Below are 24,274 nucleotides of genomic sequence, written 5' to 3'. Positions count from 1 at the left end.
TCCTCCCGCGGGGCGCTGGCGAGAATCCGTGGAGGGTCGGCACAAACGCTCATGGTTGATGCCGTGACCGGTGTCTAGCGTGCCGAAAAGCGCGATTTCCACGCGTTCGGCAGGCACACCACGGAGGCTCGAGTTGGCACACGAAACGACGCAGGGGAACGGCCGGGAGACGGACTCCGCACGTCCGATGGAAGTCGGCATGGTGCTGTACGGGGGTCACACCATGCTCGACTTCGTCGGTCCGCACCTGGCCTTCGCCAGTGCGGGCATGCGGGTCCACCTGGTGTCGGACTCACTGGGCCCGGTGGTGTCCGACACCGGAGTGGCCGTCCTGCCGACCGTCACCCTCGAGAGCTGCCCCGCCGATCTGGACATCCTGTTCGTCCCCGGTGGGCGCGTCGACGAGGTGCTGCTCGACCGCGCCAAGGCCGAGTTCCTCTCCCACCACGGGCGTACCGCCTCGTACATCACCTCCGTCTGCACCGGCTCGCTCGTGCTCGCGGCGGCGGGTCTGCTCGACGGCTACCGGGCGGCGACGCACTGGGCCACGCGGGATCAGCTGGCGCGGTTCGGCGTCGAGGTGTCGGACGAGCGCGTATGCGTCGACCGGAACAGGGTCACCGGCGGCGGTGTGACCGCGGGCATCGACTTCGGGCTCACCCTCGTGGCACGCACCCTCGGCGAGGACGCCGCGAAACTCTCCCAGCTGGCCATGGAGTACAACCCGCGGCCGCCCTTCGACGCCGGTTCCCCCGAGGGCGCCGGGCCCGAAGTGGTCGCCCGCTTCGCCGAGTTCGCGGAGGCCACCTTCGGCGAACACATCGACGAGAGCATCGCCCGCACCATCTCGCGGGTGCTGGAGCGGCGCGCCGCGCCGAGCGAGGCGTGACGGTCGCTCACCCCCCGATGTGCGCCTCGTCGCCGCCGAGCGGCGGCGCGGCCGACCGGCGCGTCTCCCGCGCGCCGACCGATCCTGTACGACCATGGGTCCCGCGGGGCTGAGCATGCCCCACGGCGCTCCGACGCCGTCGGTCTCGGCTGTTCTACGCGGTACTGATGATCACTGTGCTGGGAGCCACCGGCGGCCAGGGCGGTGCGGTGACACGGGCCTTGCTGTCATCGGGCCACAGCGTCCGGGCCGTGGTCCGCGACCGCGAGGAGCCCAGAGCACGCCGGCTCGCCCAGCAGGGCGTGGACGTGGTGGTCGGCGACCTGAGCGACGCCGCGTCGCTGACGGCGGCCTTCGAGGGCTCGTCGGCGGCGTTCGCGGTGACGACGCCGTTCGAGTCGGGCCCGGACGCCGAGGTGCGGCAGGGGCAGGCGATCATCGAAGCCGCCGGCCGGGCCGCGCCCGCGCATCTGGTGCTCGCCTCGGTGGGCTCGGCGGACCGCTCCACCGGTATCCCCCACTTCGACAGCAAGGCGGTCATCGAGCGGAACCTGGAGGCGGCGGGTCTGCCGTCGACCGTGGTCGCGCCGACGTACTTCTACGAGAACGCCCTGGGCAGCCGGGACGACATCGCCCAGGGCGTGCTGCCCCTCGCGATCCCCGGTGACACACCGCTCCAGCAGACGGCCCTGCGCGACCTGGGCGCGGTGGTGGCCGCCGTGATCGCCGACCCCGGGCGGTGGATCGGGCGGCGGGTGGAGGTCGCGAGCGACGCGCCCACTCCCCGGCAGATGGCCGAGGCGCTCGCCTCGGCGGCCGGTGGCCCGGTGGAGTACCGCCAGGTGCCGCTGGACACGGTCCGTAAGGCGAGCGCGGACATGGGGGCCATGTTCACCTTCCTGGCGGAGACCGGCTACGACGTGGACCTGCCGCGACTGCGCGCCGACTTCCCCGGCGTCGTCTGGACCTCCTTCGCGGCCTGGGCCGCCGAGCAGGAGTGGCCGCGGCCGCGCGGCTGAGCGGACGCTCCGATCGGTGGCCGCCGGGGACGGCGGGCGGCGCGTCGCCGGTGGCGGTCGGCGACCTTGCCGCCCGCCACAGTTCTCCCCCGGCCCTTCGATCCCCCGCTCCCCGTGCCGTCCCTTATACCCGCACGCGTCAGCCCGGCCCAATGGCCGCTTCGGATCAATCGGTGTGCGGGGGCGCCCGGGCCCCGAGTTGCGGGCCCCCACGCGGGGGGTGACGGTGGGCATAAGGGGGACGTGGGGGGGTTCGGGGGACTTCGGGGGACTGTAGGGGCTCGAGAGGCTGTGGGGGCGGGTGAAACATCCCGGGGAGCACAGGGGTGCACACAGACCGCGCACAGGAGCGGAGAAAGGCAATGACGAACGGACCTGGGCCCGTGGGGCCCATGGGTAAGGGGCCGAACGGGGAGCGGCCGCGGCAGCGGGGCGGTATGCCGCCGGGGGCGCAGCAGACCGAGTACACCGGGCGGTATGTGGTCCTGCTCGATCAGCAGGAGCCCGACCGCGGTTTGGAGGCGCTGCGCTCGTCCGTGGGGATCTCGTCCGTGGAGCGCGTCCGCGGGGCCGAGCCCGGAGCGGCGGAGCTGCTGGGGCGCGCCGATGTGTCGGTGGTCTTCGACGAACTCGGCGTCGCCGTCGTCGATGTGCGGCCGGACCAGCGCCATGCGCTGGTCACCACGGCGGAGGCGGAGCCGACGATCATCGCGACGGAGCCGGAGCGCGTGGTGTACGCGTCGGTGATCACGGAGCCGCAGCGCACGCTGACCGGCTTCTTCCCGACGTACCGCAGCGACGACGGCGAAGTGTCCCGGCACACCCGGGCCGAGCTCGCCACCTCGCTGGGACCGGCGTGGGACGAGCAGAACACCACCTGGGGACTCCAGGGGATCCGCGCCAACTGGTCGCATCTGACGGGCAGCGGGGTGAAGGTCGCCGTGCTGGACACCGGTGTGGACACCGACCACCCGGATCTGACCGGATGCGTCGAGGCGACCGCCTCCTTCGTGTCCGGGGTGAGCGTCGAGGACGGCCATGGCCACGGCACCCACTGCGTCGGCACCGTGGCCGGTCCGGCCGAGCCGGGGCGCGCGCCGCGGTACGGCGTGGCCGGTGAGGCCCGGGTGCTGGTCGGCAAGGTGCTCAGCGACCAGGGCGTGGGCTCCGACGGCGAGATCCTGGCGGGGATGGCCTGGGCGGTCGCCCAGGGCGCCCGGGTGGTCTCCATGTCGCTCGGGGCTCCGGTGGAGCCGGGCGAGCTGTTCCCGCAGACCTACGAGAACGTGGCGCGGCGCGCGCTGCGGCGCGGCACCGTGATCGTGGCCGCGGCGGGCAACGAGAGCCGGCGGCCGGGCTTCGTGGCGCCGGTGGGGCGGCCCGCCAACTGCCCGTCCATCCTGGCGGTGGCGGCGCTCGGCAAGGACCTGGGGACGGCGTTCTTCTCCTGCGGCGCCATCAACGGCGCGGGCGGGGAGATCAATATCGCCGCGCCCGGGGTGGACATCTTCTCGGCCGCGCCCGACGGCACGTACCAGACGATGAGCGGCACCAGCATGGCGACGCCGCATGCCGCCGGTGTGGTCACGCTGCTGGCGCAGGCGCATCCGGACGCCTCGGCGGCCGACCTGAGCACCCGTCTGCTGTCCGGCGCCCATCCGCTGGCGCAACCGGGCGCGGACATCGGCGCGGGTCTGCTCCAGGCGCCGTGAGCGGGGGCGCCATGGGGCAGCCGGCACGGTCCGGGCCGGTCGGGGTCATCCTCTCGGTCGACCCGGACCGGTTCGCCCAGGTGGTGGAGGCCGCGCGCCGGGTCGGGCTGACGGTCACCGGTGAGCAGCCGATCCTGGGCTCGCTGTCAGGGACGATCGCGGAGGACCGGATGCCGGTACTGGCGGCGGTGGACGGCGTGGAGTCGGTGGACCGGGAGCAGATCGTCCGGCTGCCGCCGCCCGACGCGCCGCGGTGAGCCTCGGCCCCTGCCGCGTCAGAGACGGTCGAACGCCGTGTCAGAGAGGGTCGAACGCCGCGTCAGACGCGGTCGAACGGCTCGGCGTACCTGAAGGGGCCCTTGACGGTCGGCTGATAGGCCGTCAGGGTCCGGACCTGGAAGTACTCGCCCCAGGCCGGATCCGGGGCCGAGATGCCGTACTCGGTCGCCGGGCGGAAGCCGAACCGGCCGTAGTAGGCGGGGCTGCCCAGCAGGGCGACCAGCGATTCGCCGAACGCGTCCGCCGCGCCGAGCACCGCGTGGACGAGCGCGAGGCCCACGCCACGGCCCTGATGGGCGGGGTGCACGCTGAGCGGGCCGAGGCCGAGGGCGAGGGCCAGGTCGGAGCCGACATGGCCGCGGGTGCACACCACATGTCCGATCACCTCGCCACGGTCGCCGGTGGCGACGAACGACAGCGCGGGGAGCCAGCCGTCGCTGATCCGGAGCTCGTCCAGCAGCGTGGCCTCGACCGGAGGTGGGGGGCTCGGGCTGCTCAAGGTGTCCGAGGTGTCCGACTTCGCGAACGCGGCCGAGGTGACGGTCCGTACGGCGTCGATGTCGGAGCGGGTCTCTCGTCGGATCAACATCGGGTCAGGATGCGTCCGAATGCCACGCTACTGCAAACGAATTGTGCGCCCACGCGCGGGACGGGCCACACGGTCGGCCGTAATTGGTTCGACTCGGCGGCCGCGGCTCCGGCAGCCTCCCGTCATGGACCCCCATCACTGGCCCCTGTACGGGCTGCGCCTGCGTACGCCACGCCTGGAGCTGCGGCTTCCCGACATCCCGCTGCTCGACGAACTCGCCGCGGTCGCGGCGGGCGGGGTGCACGACCCGGACGAGATGCCCTTCGGCGTCCCGTGGACCGACGCGCCCCCGGAGGAGCGCGGACGCGGCACCTTCCAGCATGTGCTCCGCACGATCGCCGAATGGCGGCCGGAGCAGTGGACGCTGAGCCTCGCGGTGCTGCACGAGGGGGCGGTGATCGGGCGGCAGGACCTGTTCGCGGCCGAGTTCGCCGTCACGCGGGAGGCCGAGACCGGATCCTGGCTGGGCACCGCCCACCAGGGCAAGGGCCTGGGCACGGAGATGCGGGCCGCGGTGGCGCACCTGGCGTTCGAGGGGCTGGGCGCACTGTCGCTGATCTCCGGCGCGATGGTGGAGAACGGCCGCTCGCTGGGGGTGTCCCGGCGGCTCGGCTACCGCCCCGACGGGCTGTCCGTGCTCGCCGTACGGGGCGAGGCCCGCACCCTTCAGCGGCTGCGGCTGGACCGCGCGGCCTGGGAGGAGCACCGCGCCACCCCGGTCGAGATCGCCGGACTGGAGCCGTGCCGCGCGCTGTTCGGCGCTCCCTGACGCCCTTGGGCCGTGGCGTCCTCGGGCTGCGGGAGTGCGAGCCCGTATCGCCCGCTCTACGGTGGTTTGAGGGGGCCGGGACGACGAGGTGTCCGGCGGGTCCTTCGCTACCAGGGGGCTCCGCCCCTGGACCCCGGGGGTCTGGGGCGAAACCCCGCCTTCCAGCCCCTCCAGGGGGCACCTCCCAGCGGTAGCTGGGGGAGATTGAGGAGCGGGGTCTGGGGCAGAGCCCAGCCACGCGGCGGAGCCGCATATCGATGCTGTGGAAGGGGCGGGGAGGGGAGCAGCCCGCCGCAAGCGGCAAGAGACCCGCCGGACACACCCCAATGGAGGTGGCATCCATGGCAGGCAAGTTCGAGATCTACGAGGACAAGCGCGGCAAGCACCGCTTCCGGCTGAAGGCGGGCAACGGCGAGATCATCGCGGTCGGCGAGGCCTATGAGTCCAAGTCCGCCGCGCAGAAGGGCGTCGAATCCGTCAAGAAGAACGCCCCGACGGCCGAGATCAAGGAGATTCCGACCGACAAGTCGGCGTGACCAGGCCGGACTCATAGGCCGCGATGACGAGTTGGGCGCGGTCGCGGGCGCCCAGCTTGCCCATGATGCGGCTGACATGGGTCTTGGTGGTGAGCGGCGAAAGGCCGAGGGTCTGCGCGGCCTCGGCGTTGTTCAGGCCCCGGGCGACGAGGGCGAGCACCTGCCGTTCGCGCTCGGAGAGCGCGGCCAGTGCGGCGGGCGCGGGAACGCCGGGCGGCGGGGCCTCCGGCAGACGCAGGACACGGGCGATGAGCCGGGCGGTGGGGCCGGGCGAGAGCAGGGACTCCCCCGCAGCCACGGTCCTTATGGCGTCGAGGAGTTCGGCGGGCCGGGTGTCCTTCACCAGGAAGCCGGACGCGCCCGCGCGCAGCGCCTCGACGATGTGCTCATCGGTGTCGTACGTCGTCAGCACGAGCACCTTTACCCCGGCGAGGTCCTCGTCGGCGGCGATCCGGCGGGTGGCCTCGATGCCGTCGAGATCGGGCATCCGGATGTCCATGACCACGAGGTCGGCTCGGGCCGTGCGGGCCAGTTCGACGGCCTCACGGCCGGTGCCCGCCTGCCCGACCACGTCCATGTCGCGGGCCGAGGAGACCAGCATGGCGAAGGCGGAACGGACCAGCGTCTGATCGTCCGCGAGCAGCACCCTGATCGGCGGGTCCGGTGGCGTGGTCATGCGGTGGCCTCCCTGGGCGGTGCGGCGGTCTGTCCGGTACTGGCGGCGGTGCCGGAGCCTGGACCGGTGCCGGTGCCAGTGCCAGTGCCGGTGCCGGTGCCGGTGCCGGTGCCGGTGCCGGTAGCGTTGCCGGTGCCCGTACGGCCGCCGGACGGGCCGCCCCTCCCCCACGGCAGCGCGGCCCTGATCGCGAAGCCGGGGCCGTCCTCGCGCGGCCCGGCGGACAGGGTGCCCGCGACGCTGCGGGCCCGCTCGCGCATGCCCACGATGCCGTAGCCCGCTTCGACGGGCGCGATAAGGGGCGGTTCCTCGCCCCCGGGGCCGTCGTCCACGGCGGCGACGCTCAGCTCCCCCTCGTCCCGTACGAGCGTGATCCGCACCCTTGTGCCGGGCGCGTGCCGGACGGCGTTGGTCAGGGCCTCCTGCACGATCCGGTACGCGGCGGCACCCACGGCGGGCGACAGTTCGGACGCCTCCACGTCGACCGTAAGGTCCACACGGACGCCCGCCGCCTCCGCCGCCGCGGCCAGGTCGGCGAGTCCGGCGAGCCCCGGCAGCGGCCCGGTGTCCTCCCCGTCCGCGCGGTCGGCGTCGCCGCCCGCGCCGCCGCGGAGCACCTGGAGGGTGGCCCGGAGCTCGGCGCGGGCGTCCCGGCAGGTGTCGGCGATCGAGTCGAGCGCCTTGGCCATCGCCTCGCGGTCCAGCCGCTCGGGGTCGGCGATCAGGACGTGCGCCGCGACGGAGGTCTGGACGCCGATGAGGGTGATGCTGTGCGCGAGCAAATCGTGCAGATCGCGGGCGATGTGCAGCCGCTCCTCGGCGACCCGCCGGGCCGCCTCCTCCTCGCGGGTCCGCTCGGCGCGTTCGGCCCGCTCCAGGATCGCGGCGATGTACTTGCGGTGGATGCGGACCGCCTCGCCGATCACCACGACCGACAGCACCCAGCCGGAAGTGCGCAGCATGTCGAGACCGGCGTGCGGCTTCCCGCTCAGTGCCATCACCGACACCATGATCGAGATCACGGCGGTGACGGTGAGGAAGGACCGCAGCGGCGGGCCCATGACGGCGAGCGTGTAGACGGCGAGGAGCCCGGCCGGGACGACCGCGATATGGACGTTGTCCATGGCGTGGTACGGCCCGACCATGAACACCACCGCCACGGTGACCACCATCGGGCTGTGCCGCCGCCCGATGAGCACCGTGGCGCTGGCGACGAGCAGCGCCCAGCCGAACGCGTCCGGGCGGTGTCCGTTCCGGTCGGGGTTGAGCAGCGCCAGGACCGCCTGGAGGACCAGCACCGCACCGGCGATCCGGGCGTCCACCCGCCGTCGCCTGCGGGCCTCCTCCGGGGCCTCGGCGGGGCGGGGGCCGTTGTGCAGGGCGCGCGACGCGGAGGCGATCGCGCGGTGGACGGCGGAGTGCGCGGCGGGGCGCGCGGCGGGGTGCCGGGCGTTGGCGGCACGCTCCGGCGGGGTGGGCGCGGAGTGGTTCGTAGGAGGTACGGGCACGGGCTCCATCCTCGGGGATCCGCCTCGGGCCGAGCCATAGGGCTGCCATAGGGCTGTATGCGTCCCATACGGCGGTACGCAGCCCCTAGGGCGGTACGGACCCGGAGAGCGGCCATAGAGCGGCCAGGGGACGGCCTGGGGGCGGCAGAGCGGCCAGGGGGCGGCCTGGGGCGGTACGAAGGGTGTCCCGGACCGGCCGGCCCCTGTGCGGCCGGTCCGGGCTGAGGAACGGCGTCAGCCGCCGCGTACGGCCGGTTCCGGACGGGACCCGGCGGCGGGTCCGTCCTGGGCGGCCGGGGCCCGCGAGGCGGGCGTACGGCGGAAGAGGGCGCCCGGCCACCACACCCACCGCTTCAGCAGCAGGCTCGCCGACGTCACCAGGTACGTCCGTACGAGGAAGGTGTCGAGCAGCACGCCGACCGCCACCACGAACCCCATCTCGACCAGCATCACCATCGGCAGCGAGGCCAGCACCGCGAAGGTCGCCGCCAGCACCAGACCGGCCGAGGCGATCACCCCGCCCGTCGTGCGCAGCGCGGTCACCGCCGCGTCCGGGACGTCCGCCCCGCGCAGCGACTCCTCCCGCATCCGGTGCATCAGGAAGATGCCGTAGTCCACGCCGAGGGCGACCAGGAAGACGAACGACAGCAGCGGCAGCCCTGGGTCGACCCCGGCGAAGCCGAAGACCGGGTCGAAGAAGAGCCCGCCGAGCCCCATGGCCGCGCCCCACACCGCGACCACGGCGGCCACGAGGACCAGCGGCGCGAGGAGGCTGCGCAGCAGGGCCGCGAGGATCAGCAGTACGGCGATCAGCACCAGTGGGATGACCAGCATCCGGTCGCGGGCGTTGGTGTCCTTCAGATCGAGCTGCTGGGCGCTGGGCCCGCCGACGAGCGCGTCGGCGCCCTCGACCCGCACCAGATCCGAGCGCAGGGCGTGCAGCGCGGCCGTCTCCTCCGCCGACTGCGGGGCGCCCCGCGGGAAGACGTCGATCTCCGTCCAGCCGCCGCCGCTGCGCCCGGTGTCCGCCCGTACGACCCCCTCCGTGGAGCGCGCCCGCCGCAGCACCTCGTCCGCGCCCGCGGTGCGCGCCATCACGCTGATGGGCTGGCTGCTGCTGTCCGGATAGGCGTCGGCGAGGGTCTGGGTGGCGGCCACCGACTCGGGCTTGTCGGTGAAGGTGTCCTCCTGCTTGAGGTTGCCGGGCAGATTGAGCACCCCGAGGGCGAGCACGCCCAGCAGCGCGGCACCGCCGAGGAGCACGGCACCGGGCCGGCGGCGGGCCGAGTCGCCCATCGCCTCGAAGAACCCGCGCCGGGTCGCCCGCGGTTCACTGCCGTGGACGGGGATCAGGGGCCAGAACACCCGGCGCCCCAGCAGCACCAGCACCGCGGGCAGCAGCGTCATCATTGCGGCCAGCGCGCAGATGACCCCGACCGCGCCGACCGGACCCAGTCCGCTGCTGCTGTTGAGGTCGGCGGCGAGCAGACACAGCAGCCCGGCGGCCACGGTGCCGCTGGAGGCGAGTACGGCCGGACCGCAGCCGCGCAGGGCCTCGCGCATCGCGTCGTACGGGGCGCGGTGGCGGCGCAGTTCCTCGCGGTAGCGGGACACGATCAGCAGGGCGTAGTCGGTGCCCGCGCCGAAGACCAGCACCGTCATGATCGAGGAGCTCATGCTGGTGACGATGAGGTCGAAGCCCTGGACGAGGCCGTAGACGATCGCCATCGCGGCCATGGCGGCGACGCCGACCACGCCCAGCGGCACCAGCCACAGCAGCGGGCTGCGATAGGTGATGATCAGCAGCAGGGCGACCACCCCGGCGGTGGCGAACATCAGCGTGCCGTCGGTGGAGGCGAAGACCTCCTGCGAGTCGGCGCTGAGCGCCCCGGGACCGCCGACCTGGACGGTCAGGCCCCCGGGATGGGAGGCGAGCTCGGCGCGGACGTCCTTGACGGCGTCGGCCCGCTCCTTCTCGTCGGCCAGGCCGGTGAGCGCCATGGGGTACATCACGGTCGTGCCGTCCTTGGACGGCACGGCGCGCGGCGCCGTGCCGCCGACGAGGTCATGACGTCCCGCCACCTCGGCGACCCGCCCGCCGGCCGCCTTACGGTCGGCGCCGGTCAGCCCGCCGTCGCGGTGGAAGACGAGGACGAGGTCGATGGTGTCGCCACCGGGCAGCCGCTCCTGGAGCCGCGCCACCTGGGTGGAGTCGGCGCCCGCCGGGAGGTAGTCGACGGCCGTGTCCCGCTTGGCGCCCTCGAGCTTGCCCGCGAAGGGGACGGCGACGAGGAGCAGCAGCACCCAGCCCGCGATGACCGCCCAGGGCAGTGAGCGCCTCCGCTTGCCGCCTGCCGCGGCGGATGACGCCCCGGCCGCGGCGGGTGGTGGCGCGTCCGGTTGTTGGGGATCTCCAGCGATCCCTGACGATGTCGTCTGCATGCCCCCAGGCTTCCGGCGCCCGGGCGCCGATACCTCGCGCCGACGATGGAAATGGCGGCTACTACGCCGGGGGCGAGGAGGGGGCGATTACTCCCTGGGGAGTACGGAGAGCGAACCGGAACCCTCCGCTCAGAACGCTGCCCTTGTGGCGGCCAGCAGGCGGGCCGTGTCGTCGGGACAGATCATCAGCGCCCGGCCGACCGTCTCCAGGACCGCGCGCTCGGCCGGGCGGTACGGGCCGTCCGCCACGGCGATCCGGGCGCCCTGGAGGAGGATGGCCTCCCGGCCGGTGGGGGCCAGATGCGGGGCCAGCGGCTCCAGTGCCTCGTGCAGCTCGATGGCCAGCGCCGTACCGCACGGGTCCAGGCCGTCCCGCTCGCCGCAGGCGCCCGGCAGCCGCCCGGTGTCGGCGGCGAGGGCCTCGATGAGCGCGAGCAGCTGCTCCTCGCTGCAGTCGGCGAACCCGGCGGCGCGCACCGCGCCGACCGCGACCTGCCGGACCGCCGTCGCCTCGGTGCCGCCCGCGGCGAGGACCGCGAGGGCCACGGTGTGCACCGCGTCGCGGAGCATCGCGGAGAAGCGGGTCGTGGTGGGGTGGTCGAGCACCTCCGTGCCGCAGCGGCTGCCGCAGGCCGCGCATTCCACGATGGGCGCGACCGGTCCGCGCGGCAGCACCGGCAGGCCGAGCACCACGATGCGGCGACGGCCGGTACGGCGGCGGTAGTTGCGGTCGCCTCCGCACTCGGGGCAGAAGAACTCACCATCGCCGACGGTCCGCCACAGAGTGCGTACGCCTACCACACACAGGTCCCGGTCACGGCGGGCTCGCCGGTGCACCACGTCACACCTCCATAACGCTTCGGCCACGTTGCCGCGTTGACGTGATGCTAGCCACATCCATGATGTGACGTCAGTACCCCGAACGGAGACAACAGGCCAAACCCGAGGCCCCGCCCACCTCGCGGGGTGAACGGGGCCCATGTGGGTGACCAGGTCAACGGGGTGATGAACCCGTCCGATCAGGCCGGTGAAAGATCATCTACCCACCTGAAAGGAATCCGGAGGATTCCGTGAGGATCAGCGGCGAGCCCGGTTCACCGCGGAGACGACGGCCTTCAGGGAGGCGCGCACGATGTTGGCGTCGACCCCGACACCCCACAGCACCTGCCCGCCGATCGCGCACTCGATGTACGCGGCGGCCTGCGAAGCGGCGCCCTCGCTCAGGGTGTGCTCGGAGTAGTCCAGCAGCCGTACGTCCACGTCAATCGCGGCCAGGGCGTCGAAGAAGGCCGCCAGCGGGCCGTTGCCGGTGCCGGTCAGCACCGTCTCGGCGCCGTCCACGACCGCCTCGACGGTGAGCGCGTCGGTGCCCTCGGTGGTGGTCGAGGTCTGCGCGCTGCGCAGCGAGATCCGCCCCCACCGGTTGTCCTCGGTCGGCAGGTACTCGTCCTGGAAGGCCGCCCAGATCTGGTCCGGGGTGACCTCGCCGCCCTCTGCGTCGGTCTTGGCCTGAATCGTCTTGGAGAACTCGATCTGCATCCTGCGCGGCAGGTCCAGGTTGTGGTCGTTCTTCAGGACATAGGCGATGCCGCCCTTGCCGGACTGGGAGTTCACCCGGATCACGGCCTCGTAGGAGCGGCCGACGTCCTTGGGGTCGATGGGCAGGTACGGGACGGCCCACTCGATCTCGTCCACCGTCTTGCCCTGCTCGGCCGCGCTCGCCTCCAGCGCCTCGAACCCCTTCTTGATGGCGTCCTGGTGGGAGCCGGAGAAGGCGGTGTAGACCAGATCGCCCGCGTAGGGGTGGCGCGGGTGGATCTGCATCTGGTTGCAGTACTCGGCGGTGCGGCGGATCTCGTCGATCTGCGAGAAGTCGATCTGCGGGTCGACACCCTGGGAGAACAGGTTCATGCCCAGCGTCACCAGGTCCACGTTGCCGGTGCGCTCGCCCTGGCCGAACAGGCAGCCCTCGATGCGGTCCGCCCCGGCCATGATCGCCAGCTCGGCGGCGGCGACGGCGGTGCCGCGGTCGTTGTGCGGATGCACCGACAGGCAGATGTGCTCGCGCCGGGACAGATGGCGCGACATCCACTCGAAGCGGTCCGCGTGGGTGGACGGGGTCGAGCGCTCGACGGTGGCCGGCAGATTCAGGATGATCTCGCGGCCCTCCTCGGGCTGCCAGACGTCCATGACGCCCTCGCAGACCTCCAGGGCGAAGTCCAGCTCCGTGTCGGTGAAGATCTCCGGGCTGTACTGGTAGCCGAAGACCGTGTCATCGCCGAGGATCTTGTCGGCGTACTCCACCACCAGCCGGGTGCCGTCCACCGCGATCTGCTTGACCTGCTCCCGGGTGCCGCGGAAGACGACGCGGCGGAAGGTGGGGGCGGTGGCGTTGTACAGGTGCACGGTGGCCTTGTGCGCCCCGCGCAGCGACTCCACGGTGCGCTCGATCAGCTCCTCGCGCGCCTGGGTGAGGACGGAGATCGTCACGTCCTCCGGGATCGCGCCCCCCTCGATGATCGACCGTACGAAGTCGAAGTCGGTCTGACCGGAGGAGGGGAAGCCGACCTCGATCTCCTTGTAGCCCATGCGCACCAGCAGGTCGAACATCTCGCGCTTGCGGGCCGGGGACATCGGGTCGATCAGCGCCTGGTTGCCGTCCCGCAGATCGGTGGACAGCCAGCGAGGGGCGACGGTGATGCGGTTGTCCGGCCAGGTGCGGTCCGGGATGTCGACGGCCTCGTACGGGCCGTACTTGTGGATCGGCATCCCCGAGGGGCGCTGGGTGACGCTCGCGGCGGTGATGGGGGTGGGACGGCCGACATGGCTCTGGGCGCTTGCGGAATGATCAGACGTGCTCATGATGCGTAGGGCTCCTCGTATGTCCGCTGGGCGGCCGACGGGGCGAAAACACCGCAACACCGAACTCCGCGGGGAGGGGGTCGGCCTACGACTACAGGCCCTCGCCGCGGCAGCTAAGAAGAAGCAGCCCGAAACGCATGATGGAGAGCAGCCTAACCGAGACGCACGGGCCCGGCGGACCCGTATCACTATGCGGACCGAAGCATGTGCTTCGGAGGAATACACATCTTCCACTCGATTTCAGCAATCATGACCGCAAGGCGTGACACAGGCATCACGCGATGCGACATTGCCAGCCATGGACGCCAATGCCAATGCCCGCCCTGCCCGCGGTCACCGCCACACCGCCTTCTGCACGATCGTGCCGCCGCACGTCCTGGACAAGCTGTCCCATGCCGAGGACGCCTCGCTGGCCGATCCCGCCCGCCGCACGCTCGAGCACGACGCCCTGCAGCGCACCCGCCGCCGGATCGCCACCGTGCGCGGCGTCCCCGCCGCGCGGGCGGCCGCGCCCTCCGACAAGCCCCAGCGCACCATCTACGACGCCCAGCACCGGACCTCGCTGCCGGGCAGGAAGACGCGCGGCGAGGGCGACCAGGCGAGCGGGGACGACTCGGTGAACCGCGCGTACGACGGGCTCGGCGCGACCTTCGAGCTCTTCTTCAAGGCGTACGGCCGGCGCTCCATCGACGACTCGGGGCTGCCGCTGAACGCGAGCGTCCACTACAGCGAGGACTACAACAACGCCTTCTGGGACGGCGAGCAGATGGTCTTCGGCGACGGGGACGGCGAGGTCTTCCAGGACTTCACCATCCCGGTCGACGTGATGGCCCACGAGCTCACCCACGGCGTCACGCAGTACACCGCCAACCTCGAGTACTTCGGCCAGTCCGGGGCGCTCAACGAGTCGATGTCCGACGTCTTCGGCTCCCTGGTCAAGCAGCATGTGCTCGGCCACAGCGCCGAGGAGGCCGACTGGCTGATCGGCGCGGGGCTGCTGACGGACCGGGTCACCGGGGTGGCCCTGCGCTCCATGAAGGCCCCGGGCACGGCCTACGACGACGATGTGCTGGGCAAGGACCCGCAGCCGGGCACGATGGACGACTACGTCCACACCTCACGTGACAACGGCGGCGTCCACATCAACTCCGGCATCCCCAACCACGCCTTCTACCTCGCCGCCACCGCCCTGGGCGGCAACGCCTGGGAGCGCGCCGGGCAGATCTGGTACGACGTGCTGACCGGCGGCGATCTGGACTCCGACGCGCAGTTCGCCGACTTCGCCCAGCTCACGGTGGCCGCGGCGCACGCCCGCTACGGCGAGGGCGAGGAGCAGGCGGCGGTGCGGGACGCATGGGCCGGGGTGGGCATCACCGATCTGCGGGCCCACGTGGGCGCGCGCTAGGGCACGCCATCGGGTAGTGATGGAGCCATGCGCATCTCCGTCACCCGCACCGGTGGATTCGCCGGAATCGAGCGCCGGGCCGAGCTGGACACCACCGGCCGGCCCGACGCCACCCATCTGGACGCCCTGGCCCACCAGGCCGTCGAGACCGGCCACACCACGGCCCCCCGCGGCGTCCCCGACGGCTTCCAGTACGAGATCACCGTCGACGGCCGCACCGTCCACGCCGCGGACCCCCAGCTGAGCGACGCCCAGCGGGAACTGATCCGCACGGTGCTGGAGGAAGGCGCGTAAAGCCCCACGCGGCCGGGGCGCACTCGGCCCCGGCGGATGCGCCGGGGCCCACGCACCGGGCTCAGAACCCGAGCTTCCGCAACTGCTTCGGGTCGCGCTGCCAGTCCTTCGCCACCTTCACATGCAGGTCGAGGAAGACCGGCGTACCCAGCAGCGCCTCGATGTGCTTGCGGGACTTGGTGCCCACGTCCTTCAGGCGGCGGCCCTTGGGGCCGATGATGATGCCCTTCTGGCTGGGCCGTTCGATGTAGAGGTTGGCGTGGATGTCCAGGAGCGGCCGGTCCGCGGGGCGGCCCTCGCGGGGCAGCATCTCCTCCACCACCACCGCGATGGAGTGCGGCAGTTCGTCCCGTACGCCCTCCAGCGCGGCCTCCCGGATCAGCTCGGCCACCATGACCTGCTCGGGCTCGTCCGTGAGGTCGCCCTCGGCGTAGAGCGTCGGGCCCTCGGGCAGCAGCGGGACCAGCAGGTCCGCCAGCAGATCCACCTGCTGGTCACCTACGGCCGACACGGGGACGATCTCGGCCCACTCGATGCCCAGCTCCTTGCCGAGCCGGTCGACGGCGATCAGTTGCTGGGCCAGTTGCTCGGGCTCGACCAGGTCGCTCTTGGTGACGATCGCGACCTTGGGGGTCTTCTTGATCCCCGCGAGCTCGGTGGCGATGTAGCGGTCGCCGGGGCCCAGCTTCTGGTCGGCGGGCAGGCAGAAGCCGATGACGTCGACCTCGGCCCAGGTGGTGCGCACGACGTCGTTGAGCCGCTCGCCGAGCAGGGTGCGCGGCTTGTGCAGACCGGGGGTGTCGACGAGCACCAGCTGGGCGTCGGGGCGGTGCACGATGCCGCGGACGGTGTGGCGGGTGGTCTGCGGGCGGTTCGAGGTGATCGCGACCTTCGTCCCCACCAGCGCGTTGGTCAGGGTCGACTTGCCCGCGTTGGGGCGGCCGACGAAGCAGGCGAAGCCCGAGCGGTGCGGGGTCTCCCGCTGCTCGGTCGGGGACGGGGAGGTACCGGCAGTCATGGCCCCCATTCTCCCCGATGCCCCGGCCCGCTCGGACCAGCCCTCCCGGCCTCGTACGACCACCGGGGGCGGGTGGGCCGGGGTCAGGCGTCCAGCGTGGCCCGCAGGGTGCCGTCGGGGCCCGCCAGCAGCACCGGGGTCCCGGCCCCGCCGAGGTCCCGGACGGCCGCGCGGTCCTCCTCCGATGCGCTCTCCGCGTCGGTCACCACGGCCGCGGCCTCCAGGGACGTGGCTCCGCTCGCCACGGCCATGGCGACGGCGGTCCGGAGGGCGCTCAGCTTCAGCGAGTCGAGGGCCACGGTCCCGGCCACGTACGTACGCCCCGTCTCGTCGCGGACGGCGGCGCCCTCCGGTACGGAGTTGCGGGCCCGCACGGAGCGGGCCAGCGTGATGATCTTGCGGTCTTCGGGGTCCAACTGCGCTGCTTCGCTCATGCGGATGAGCATATGCGGGGCGTTGACCGGCGGTGACTCCGGTGGGCACACCGCGGCCCGCGCCGGGCCGCGGTGCGGCGGCCCGGCGCGGGCGATACGCGGTTGTGCGGTGGCGCGTTGTGCTCAGGGCCTCAGGGCCTCAGGGCCTCAGGGCCTCAGGGCCTCGGGCGCCCTACGGGAGGAGCGGCGTCGGCTGGAAGGTCAGCGAGGCCGAACCCGACGACGGGCTCAGACCCGGAGCGCCCGCGAAGGAGGCGGTGTACGTCGAGGCGGTGATCACCGTCGGCGGGACGGCGACATTGCTGAGCGTCGCCGTGCCACTGGCATTGGTGACCGCGCTGCCCAGCGCGATCGGGCCCAGTACCGAGTTGGCGACGAAGGTGAGGGTCTGGCCGGGGATCGGGTTGTTCGACGCGTCCCTCAGCGTCGCGCTCAGGGTCGGGATGACGAACGTGCCGTTGAACCGCAGCCGGATGGTGGCCGGAGTGGCGGTCACGGTGGTCCCGGTCGGCAGCACGGCCACGTTCTGGGTGATGGTCGGTGAGGTGGAACCGGCGAAGCAGGTGTCGCCGCCGTAGGTGGCGGTGACCGTGTGCGCGCCGGTGGTGAGGGTGTTGGTGCTGACGGTGGCCTGTCCCGCGCCGTTGAGCGTGCCGGTGAGGGTGGGCCCGCCGCTGATCACGAAGGTGACGGTCCCGGTCGGGGTGCCCGTCGCCGGCGGCACCGCGGTCACGGTGGCGGTGAAGGTCACGTTCTGGCCGGGGGTGGACGGGTTCGGCGAGGAGGTGAGCGTGGTCGTGGTGGTCGCCTGGCCGACGGTGACGGAGCCGGACGCCGAGGAGCCCGCCACGCCCGTGTTGCCCCCGTACATGGCCGTCACCGCGTGCGTACCCACCGGAATGGCGCTGGTCGTCACGCACGCCTGACCGCTGGCGTTCAGCGTCCCGGTCAGGGTCGGACCGCCCGCGATCGTGAACGTCACCGTCCCGGTCGGGGCGCACGTGCCGGGCGATGTCGTGGTCACCTGCGCGCACAGGGTCACCGACTGGCCGCACACCGGGGAGGCGGGCGTGATGGTCAGCGCGGTCGTGGACGCGGCCTGGCCGACGGTGATGGAGCCGGACGCCGACGAGCCCGCCACGCCCGTGTTGCCCGCGTACGTGGCCGTCACCGCGTGAGTGCCGACCGGGATGGCGATGGTCGTCACACACGCCTGACCGCTGGCGTTCAGCGTCCCGGTCAGGGTCGGACCACCCGCGATCGTGAAGGTGACCGTCCCGGTCGGGGTGCAGGTGCTGGGCGACGCGACCGTCACCTGGGCGCACAGGGTCACGGGCTGGCCGCACACCGGGGAGGCGGGCAGGAAGCTCAGGGTCGTGGTGGAGACGCCCTGGTTGACCGTGACGGTCCCGGAGGCGGACGAACCCGCGACGCCGGTGTCACCGGAGTAGGTGGCCGTCACCGCGTGGGTGCCGACCGGAATGGCGCTGGTCGTCACACACGCCTGACCGCTGGCGTTCAGCGTCCCGGTCAGGGTCGGACCGCCCGCGATCGTGAACGTCACCGTCCCGGTCGGGGCGCACGTGCCGGGCGGTGTCGTGGTCACCTGCGCGCACAAGGTCACCGACTGGCCGCACGACGCCGTGCTGGGCGTGATGGTCAGGGCGGTCGTCGAGGCGGCCTGGTTCACCGTCAGGGGGAGGGTCGTCGTCGAGCCCAGGACGTCCCCGTCGCCCGGGTAGGTGATGGTCACGCTGTGGGTGCCGACCGGAATGGCACTGGTCGTCACGCACGCCTGACCGGTCGCGTCCAGCGTGCCCGTCAGGGTCGGACCACCGGAGACGGCGAACGTCACGTTCCCGGTGGGGACACATGTGCTGGGCGGCCCGACGCTCACGTCCGCGCAGATGGTCACCGGCTCACCGCAGACGGACGGGCTGGGCGAGATGCTCGCCGAGATACCCGAGACGCCCTGGCCCACGGTGATCGACGCGGTGCCGGTGGAGCTCGCGATGTTCGTGCTGCCACCGTACGTGGCGGTCACGGTGTACGACCCCGCGGTCAGCGCGCTGGTGGTCACGCACGCCTGGCCGCTCGCGTTCAGCGTGCCCGTCAGGGTCGGACCACCGGTGATCACGAAGGTCACCGTGCCGGTGGGCGTACAGGTGCTCGGGGGCGACACCGTCACCTGGGCGCAGATGGTGATCGCCTCACCGCAGACCGGCGAGGCGGGGGTTACCGTGACCGTTGTGGTCGACGCGCCTTGGCCGACCGTGACCGAGCCGGTGTCGGTCGAGCCCGAGACGTCCCCGTTTCCGGCGTAGGTGGCCGTCACGGCGTGGGTCCCCACCGGGATGGCGGTGGTCGTCACGCACGCCTGCCCGGTCGCGTCCAGGGTGCCCGTGAGCGTCGGACCGCCGGCGACCGTGAACGTCACCGTGCCCGTCGGGGTGCAGGTACCGGGCGCGACGACCGCCACCTGGGCGCACAGGGTCACCGTCTCACCGCAGACCGGCGAGGCCGGGGAGATGGTGAGGGTCGTGGTCGAGGACGCCGGGCTGACGGTGAGCGGCGTCAAGGGCGAGTTGGACGCGGCGAAGTTGGCGTCGCCGCTGTAGAACGCCGCGACCTGGTGTGTGCCCACGCTCAGGGCGGGGACGGTGACCGAGGCGTTCCCGGCCCCGTCGAGGGTCCCGGGCACCGTGGGCCCGTCCGCGCTGATGATGAAGGTGACCGTACCGGTGGGGATGCCGCTGCCCGGGGGCGCCGCCGCCACACTGGCGGTCAGGGTCACGGTCTCGCCGCAGACGGGCGCGGGCGGGACGAAGGTGACGGTGGTGGTGGTCGCCGACTGGTTGACCTGCTGGATGGTCGTGCCGGACGAATTGTCCAAAGGGTCGCTGGAGTTGACGAAGTTCGCCGTGACCAGATGGGAGCCGACGGCGAGGGTGGAGTCGGTCACGCTGGCCGTGCCGGAGTCGACCCCGGTCTGGGTCAGCGTCACGGGGCCGAGCGTCGGGCCTCCGGCGATGACGAAGGTCACGTCGCCCCATGGAGGGGTCCCGGCGGTGATACCGGTGACGGTGGCGGTGTAGGTGACGGATTCGCCGAAGACTGAGGGATTCGGTACGGAGGTCACCGTGGTGGTGGACATGGAAGCGGCCGCCCTTTCCTGAGCTCAGGGGGGATGAGCCGCCCGGCTCCGCGCGACGCGTGCCACGCGGAGCCATGGCCTCTGTGCGGGGGTGCCCATACGGCCGACCTGTCTACGTCAAAGCAGACAGGCCGACTGTCCCCCGACAGAGGTATGGGCGACCCACCAGTCGGTATCTGCAAGTAAGCGGGCGCCTACGCCACATGGGCCAGGGAGCGGACGGCTATTCCACCCAGATGGCGCAGCGCGGGCCGCGCGTTGGCGATGCGCTGGCGCGACGGCACGCTGTCGTACGGGCGGGTGCCGCGCCCCGGCGCGTACGGCGGGAGCGCGGGAGGCGGACCGGGCCGGGCCCCGGGCCGGGCCAGACCGGACCAGGCTGCCGGGCCGGGCCGGAGCACAGTGCGGCCCCGCCCACGGGGTGTGGACGGGGCCGCGTCAAGGCTTGCGCGGGGGCTACTCCGGTTCGGCCGCGGCGGTTGCACGGACCGGCTCGACCAGCACCGTGACGATGCGGTTGCGGCGGCCCGCCGGGGACTCGGCGGTCAGCCGCAGCGCCTTGAGCGCGGGGTCCACACCGCCCTCGGGGACGTCGACCTCGGCCTTGGCGCCCGCGATCGGCACCCGGCCCAGCGCCTTGGCGAGCAGCCCGCCCACCGTCTCGACGTCCTCGTCCTCCAGATCCGTGCCGTACAGCTCCCCGAGGTCGCCCAGGGCGAGCCGGGCGGTCACCCGGTGGGTGCCGTCGCCGAGGTCCTCGACGGGCGGCAGTTCGCGGTCGTACTCGTCGGTGATCTCGCCGACGATCTCCTCGAGGATGTCCTCGATGGTGACGATCCCGGCCGTGCCGCCGTACTCGTCGATCACCACGGCCACGTGGTTGCGATCCTGCTGCATCTCGCGCAGCAGATCGCCCGCGTTCTTGGTGTCCGGGACGAAGGCGGCGGGCCGCATCGCGGTGGAGACCAGCTCGGTCTCGGCCTCGCGGTTGATATGCGTCTTGCGGACCAGGTCCTTGAGGTAGACGATCCCGACGATGTCGTCCTCGTTCTCCCCGGTGACCGGGATCCGGGAGAAGCCTGAGCGCAGCGCGAGGGTGAGGGCCTGCCGGATGGTCTTGAAGCGCTCGATGACCACGAGGTCGGTGCGCGGCACCATCACCTCGCGCACCAGGGTGTCACCGAGCTCGAAGACGGAGTGGACCATGCGCCGCTCCTCGTCCTCGATCAGCGACTCCTGCTCGGCGAGGTCCACCAGGGCGCGCAGCTCGGCCTCGGAGGCGAACGGGCCCTTGCGGAAGCCCTTGCCGGGCGTGAGCGCGTTACCGAGGAGGATCAGCAGCGGCGGGATGGGGCCCATGACCCGGGCCAGCGGGATCAGCACATAGGCGGCGACGGTCGCGGTGTTGAGCGGATGCTGGGCGCCGATGGTGCGCGGGGAGACGCCGACGGCCACGTACGACACCAGGACCATCACGCCGATCGCGACGGTCAGCGCCTTCCAGGTCTCGGGGAACTCGCGCAGGCTCGCGAACGTGACGACCGCGCCCGCCGCCACCTCGCAGGCGACCCGGACCAGCAGGGCCACATTGAGATAGCGGGTGGGGTCCTCGGCGACGAGCATCAGCTTGGCGCTGCCCCGGCGCCCGGAGCGCACGGCCTCCTCGGCGCGGAACCGGGTGGTGCGGGCCAGACCGGCCTCCGCGCAGGCCGCCAGCCAGGCCACCACGACCAGCAGGACGGTCGCGGTGACGAGCTGCGCGCTCATCGGACGGTGGGGGCCGGGGAGGGGCCGGTGACGCCCTGCTCCGCGCGCCAGCCGTCGACGATGGCGGCCTGGAGGCCGAACATCTCGGCGCGCTCGTCCGCCTCCTCGTGGTCATAGCCGAGGAGGTGGAGGACGCCGTGGACGGTGAGCAGCTGGAGCTCCTCGTCCATCGAATGCCCGGTCGGCGCCTCCTCCCCCTGCTTCTTGGCCACTTCGGGGCAGAGCACGATGTCCCCGAGGAGGCCCTGCGGGGGCTCCTCGTCGTCCTTGGCCGGCGGGCGCAGCTCGTCCATCGGGAAGGACATGACATCGGTCGGACCCGGCAGATCCATCCACTGGATGTGCAGCTGCTCCATGGCGTCGGCGTCGACGACGATCACCGAGAGCTCGGAGAGCGGGTGGATACGCATCCGGGCGAGCGCGTAGCGGGCGATGTCCAGCACCGCCCGCTCGTCGATATCGGTACCGGATTCGTTGTTGACGTCGATCGCCATGGGGGCTCGTGGTTACTTTCCGTTGCGGCTGTCGTACTGGTCGTATGCGTCGACGATCCGGCCGACCAGCTTGTGACGGACCACGTCGGTGCTGGTGAGCATGGAGAAGTGAACATCCTCGACGCCGTCCAGGATCTCCCGCACCTGGCGCAGACCGCTCTTGGTCCCGCCGGGGAGGTCGATCTGGGTGATGTCGCCCGTGATCACTATCTTGGAGTCGAAACCGAGCCGGGTGAGGAACATCTTCATCTGCTCGGGGTTCGTGTTCTGGGCCTCGTCGAGGATGATGAACGCGTCATTGAGGGTACGGCCACGCATGTACGCCAGCGGCGCGACCTCGATCGTGCCCGCGGCCATCAGGCGCGGGATGGAGTCGGGGTCGAGCATGTCGTGCAGCGCGTCGTACAGCGGCCGCAGATACGGGTCGATCTTCTCGTAGAGGGTGCCGGGCAGGAAACCGAGCCGCTCCCCCGCCTCGACCGCCGGCCGGGTGAGGATGATCCGGTTGACCTGCTTGGACTGCAGTGCCTGGACGGCCTTGGCCATGGCGAGATAGGTCTTGCCGGTGCCCGCGGGGCCGATGCCGAAGACGACCGTGTGCTTGTCGATGGCGTCGACATAGCGCTTCTGGTTGAGCGTCTTGGGGCGGATGGTGCGGCCGCGGTTGGAGAGGATGTTCTGGGTGAGCACCTCGGCGGGCGTCTCCTGCACCCCGCTCTCGCCGTTCTCAGCCGCGCGCAGCATGGAGATCGAGCGCTCCACCGCATCCTCCGTCATCGGTTGACCGGTGCGGAGCACCAGCATCATCTCATCGAACAGACGCTGGACCAGGGCTACTTCCTTCGGGTCCCCGGTGGCGCTGACTTCGTTGCCCCGCACATGAATATCGGTCGCCGGGAACGCGTTCTCGATCACACGCAGCAGCGCGTCACCAGATCCCAGGACCATGACCATGGGGTGCTTGTTCGGGACCGTGAACTGCGCATGCGCCTGCGGTGCTGTGGTTGGTTGCGTCATGGGCCGGCTCTCTGGCCTGCTTCTACCTCCCGATACAAGGGTTCTCGCCGCTCGACAACCTTGGGTTCCAAGGGTACGACGGAGCACCGACAACACCCGAGCCCTTTTACTCCTATCCGCTGATCGCCCGCTCACTTGGGGCCTCCGCGCCCCCTGATGATCCAGCGGCCGGGGCCCGAGCGCCAGGCCCCGCCCCGCGCCCCGCGCCGTCCCTGGCCCGCGCCCTGGACTACGCCTGGCGGAAACCGATCGTCGGGACGGCCCGGCGCAGTGGCCAGGGGCGGGCGGCGGCCGGGAGCAGCCGGTCGAGGAAGGCGTAGCGGCGCAGCGCGCGGGCGGGCTGGTCGTCATAGGCGCGGGCGTGCTGCCACCAGGCGGCGATCTCGACCCAGCCGGGCGCCGACAGCGAACCGCCGAACTCCTGCACCGACAGCGCGGCGGTCAGCCCCGCGAAGGCCAGCCGGTCGGCGAGCGGCCACCCGGCGAGCGTGCCGGTGACGAAACCGGCGACGAACACGTCCCCGGCCCCGGTGGGGTCCAGGGCCTCCACGGAGATCGCGGGCACCTCGGCGGTCTCGCCGGTGCGGCCGTCGACCGCGTACGCCCCCTCGGAGCCGAGCGTGACGACGGCCAGCGGGACCAGGTCGGACAGGGCCCGGGCGGCGGCGCGCGGGCAGTCGGTGCGGGTGTAGCGCATCGCCTCCTCGGCGTTGGGCAGGAACGCCTCGCAGTGCTCCAGCTCGGCGAGGTCGGCCGGGTCCCAGCGGCCGGTGTCGTCCCAGCCGACGTCCGCGAAGACCCTGCTGCCGCGGCGGGCGGCCTCGGCGACCCACTCCTGGCCGCGGCCGGGCACCAGGGAGGCCACGGCGGCGCGGGCCGGGGGCGGGCAGCTGGGCGCGGGCTCCTCGGGCGGCGGGGCCTCATGGCCGTGGGAGACCATGGTCCGCTCGCCCTCGTAGGCCATGGAGACGGTCACCGGGGAGTGCCAGCCGGGGATCGTGCGGGACAGCGAGAGATCGATGCCCTCGCCGTGGTCCAGGGCGTCCCGGCAGTAGTCCCCGTAGTGGTCGTCGCCGAAGGCGGCGGCGAGCGAGGTGCGCAGGCCGAGCCGGGCCAGGGCGGTGGCCATATTGGCGACGCCGCCGGGGCTCGAGCCCATGCCGCGGGCCCAGGACTCGGTGCCGCGGACCGGGGCGCTGTCAAGACCGGTGAAGATGATGTCCAGGAAGACCGTGCCGGTGAGATAGACGTCGCAGTCCGCGTCGCCGGGGCGGCGCACGTCCGCGAGCGGGTCGAGCAGGTGGTAGCCCGCCGCCGTGAGCTTGCCGCCGTCGTGTGTCGTCACCGCGCTCTCCCAGGTCTTGCCGGTCCGCCTCCGCCGTCGGACGCGGGTGCGGCCAGTGTGCACGA

General features: G+C 72.3%; 22 protein-coding genes. 8 read left to right on the top strand and 14 right to left on the bottom strand.

Annotated features, from left to right (window positions below):
- Positions 1-133 precede the first annotated feature (133 nt).
- The 4 genes from LIV37_RS32935 (at position 134) to LIV37_RS32920 (ending at position 3,877) form a co-directional block, all read left to right on the top strand.
- Positions 134-889 (top strand): DJ-1/PfpI family protein, encoded by a 756-nt coding sequence (locus LIV37_RS32935; protein WP_202979597.1) that lies wholly within the window; start codon positions 134-136, stop codon positions 887-889.
- 167 nt (positions 890-1,056) lie between these two features.
- Complete coding sequence (locus tag LIV37_RS32930) at positions 1,057-1,908, top strand: NmrA/HSCARG family protein (protein ID WP_020871410.1); 852 nt, start codon at positions 1,057-1,059, stop codon at positions 1,906-1,908.
- A 362-nt stretch (positions 1,909-2,270) separates the two neighbouring features.
- Positions 2,271-3,620 (top strand): S8 family peptidase, encoded by a 1,350-nt coding sequence (locus LIV37_RS32925; RefSeq protein ID WP_121824227.1) that lies wholly within the window; start codon positions 2,271-2,273, stop codon positions 3,618-3,620.
- Positions 3,621-3,631: 11 nt separating this feature from the next.
- The gene (locus LIV37_RS32920; RefSeq protein ID WP_020871408.1) at positions 3,632-3,877 is read left to right on the top strand and encodes a hypothetical protein; all 246 of its coding nucleotides are present in this window, start codon (positions 3,632-3,634) and stop codon (positions 3,875-3,877) included.
- 62 nt (positions 3,878-3,939) lie between these two features.
- Here the strand turns inward: LIV37_RS32920 and LIV37_RS32915 are convergent, their stop codons facing one another.
- Positions 3,940-4,488, bottom strand: coding sequence for a GNAT family N-acetyltransferase (locus tag LIV37_RS32915; protein ID WP_020871407.1), 549 nt, complete (start codon positions 4,486-4,488; stop codon positions 3,940-3,942).
- 124 nt (positions 4,489-4,612) lie between these two features.
- Between LIV37_RS32915 and LIV37_RS32910 the strand changes: the two genes are divergently transcribed.
- The gene (locus tag LIV37_RS32910) at positions 4,613-5,257 is read left to right on the top strand and encodes a GNAT family N-acetyltransferase (protein WP_020871406.1); all 645 of its coding nucleotides are present in this window, start codon (positions 4,613-4,615) and stop codon (positions 5,255-5,257) included.
- 341 nt (positions 5,258-5,598) lie between these two features.
- Positions 5,599-5,793 (top strand): YegP family protein, encoded by a 195-nt coding sequence (locus LIV37_RS32905; protein ID WP_020871405.1) that lies wholly within the window; start codon positions 5,599-5,601, stop codon positions 5,791-5,793.
- Here the strand turns inward: LIV37_RS32905 and LIV37_RS32900 are convergent.
- The 5 genes from LIV37_RS32900 to leuA form a co-directional block, all read right to left on the bottom strand.
- On the bottom strand, positions 5,762-6,469 hold the full coding sequence (locus tag LIV37_RS32900; protein ID WP_020871404.1) for a response regulator transcription factor: 708 nt from the start codon (positions 6,467-6,469) through the stop codon (positions 5,762-5,764). The two genes, LIV37_RS32905 and LIV37_RS32900, sit on opposite strands and share 32 nt — an antisense overlap.
- Complete coding sequence (locus tag LIV37_RS32895) at positions 6,466-7,986, bottom strand: sensor histidine kinase (protein ID WP_020871403.1); 1,521 nt, start codon at positions 7,984-7,986, stop codon at positions 6,466-6,468. The genes LIV37_RS32900 and LIV37_RS32895 overlap by 4 nt, the downstream gene beginning before the upstream one ends.
- 225 nt (positions 7,987-8,211) lie before the next feature.
- Complete coding sequence (locus tag LIV37_RS32890; RefSeq protein WP_121824228.1) at positions 8,212-10,419, bottom strand: MMPL family transporter; 2,208 nt, start codon at positions 10,417-10,419, stop codon at positions 8,212-8,214.
- A 129-nt stretch (positions 10,420-10,548) separates the two neighbouring features.
- Positions 10,549-11,259 (bottom strand): TerB family tellurite resistance protein, encoded by a 711-nt coding sequence (locus LIV37_RS32885; RefSeq protein ID WP_020871401.1) that lies wholly within the window; start codon positions 11,257-11,259, stop codon positions 10,549-10,551.
- Between the two features lie 237 nt (positions 11,260-11,496).
- Positions 11,497-13,281, bottom strand: a complete 1,785-nt coding sequence (leuA, locus tag LIV37_RS32880; RefSeq protein WP_020871400.1) for a 2-isopropylmalate synthase — start codon at positions 13,279-13,281, stop codon at positions 11,497-11,499.
- A gap of 298 nt (positions 13,282-13,579) precedes the next feature.
- On the opposite strand from leuA, the gene LIV37_RS32875 reads away from it, so the two are divergent.
- Together LIV37_RS32875 and LIV37_RS32870 are read left to right on the top strand one after the other, a co-directional pair.
- Positions 13,580-14,686: a M4 family metallopeptidase gene (locus LIV37_RS32875; protein ID WP_020871399.1), complete on the top strand. Its 1,107-nt coding sequence runs from the start codon at positions 13,580-13,582 to the stop codon at positions 14,684-14,686.
- Positions 14,687-14,713: 27 nt separating this feature from the next.
- The gene (locus LIV37_RS32870) at positions 14,714-14,980 is read left to right on the top strand and encodes a protealysin inhibitor emfourin (protein ID WP_020871398.1); all 267 of its coding nucleotides are present in this window, start codon (positions 14,714-14,716) and stop codon (positions 14,978-14,980) included.
- A 61-nt stretch (positions 14,981-15,041) separates the two neighbouring features.
- Here the strand turns inward: LIV37_RS32870 and era are convergent, their stop codons facing one another.
- From era to LIV37_RS32830, 8 genes are all read right to left on the bottom strand, one after another.
- Entirely contained in the window at positions 15,042-15,998 is a 957-nt protein-coding gene (era, locus tag LIV37_RS32865; protein ID WP_020871397.1) for a GTPase Era, read from the bottom strand.
- A gap of 83 nt (positions 15,999-16,081) precedes the next feature.
- A complete protein-coding gene (locus tag LIV37_RS32860) occupies positions 16,082-16,432 on the bottom strand; it encodes a cytidine deaminase (protein WP_121825133.1) in 351 nt (116 codons plus the stop codon).
- A gap of 172 nt (positions 16,433-16,604) precedes the next feature.
- Positions 16,605-19,586 carry a beta strand repeat-containing protein gene (locus tag LIV37_RS32855; RefSeq protein WP_121824229.1) on the bottom strand — a complete coding sequence of 994 codons (2,982 nt, stop codon included), beginning with the start codon at positions 19,584-19,586 and terminating at the stop codon, positions 16,605-16,607.
- 194 nt (positions 19,587-19,780) lie between these two features.
- Entirely contained in the window at positions 19,781-19,987 is a 207-nt protein-coding gene (locus LIV37_RS32850) for a hypothetical protein (protein WP_148717783.1), read from the bottom strand.
- Positions 19,988-20,042: 55 nt separating this feature from the next.
- Positions 20,043-21,353, bottom strand: coding sequence for a hemolysin family protein (locus tag LIV37_RS32845; protein WP_020871395.1), 1,311 nt, complete (start codon positions 21,351-21,353; stop codon positions 20,043-20,045).
- Positions 21,350-21,847: an rRNA maturation RNase YbeY gene (ybeY, locus tag LIV37_RS32840; protein WP_020871394.1), complete on the bottom strand. Its 498-nt coding sequence runs from the start codon at positions 21,845-21,847 to the stop codon at positions 21,350-21,352. Before ybeY ends, LIV37_RS32845 begins: the two co-directional genes overlap by 4 nt.
- 12 nt (positions 21,848-21,859) lie before the next feature.
- Complete coding sequence (locus tag LIV37_RS32835) at positions 21,860-22,864, bottom strand: PhoH family protein (RefSeq protein WP_121824230.1); 1,005 nt, start codon at positions 22,862-22,864, stop codon at positions 21,860-21,862.
- Positions 22,865-23,093: 229 nt separating this feature from the next.
- Positions 23,094-24,209, bottom strand: coding sequence for a carbohydrate kinase family protein (locus tag LIV37_RS32830; protein WP_020871392.1), 1,116 nt, complete (start codon positions 24,207-24,209; stop codon positions 23,094-23,096).
- Positions 24,210-24,274: the final 65 nt, after the last annotated feature.

It is taken from the genome of Streptomyces rapamycinicus NRRL 5491 (genome assembly GCF_024298965.1).
Lineage (GTDB): Bacteria > Actinomycetota > Actinomycetes > Streptomycetales > Streptomycetaceae > Streptomyces > Streptomyces rapamycinicus.
This window is presented reverse-complemented; position numbering and strand designations above follow the sequence as displayed.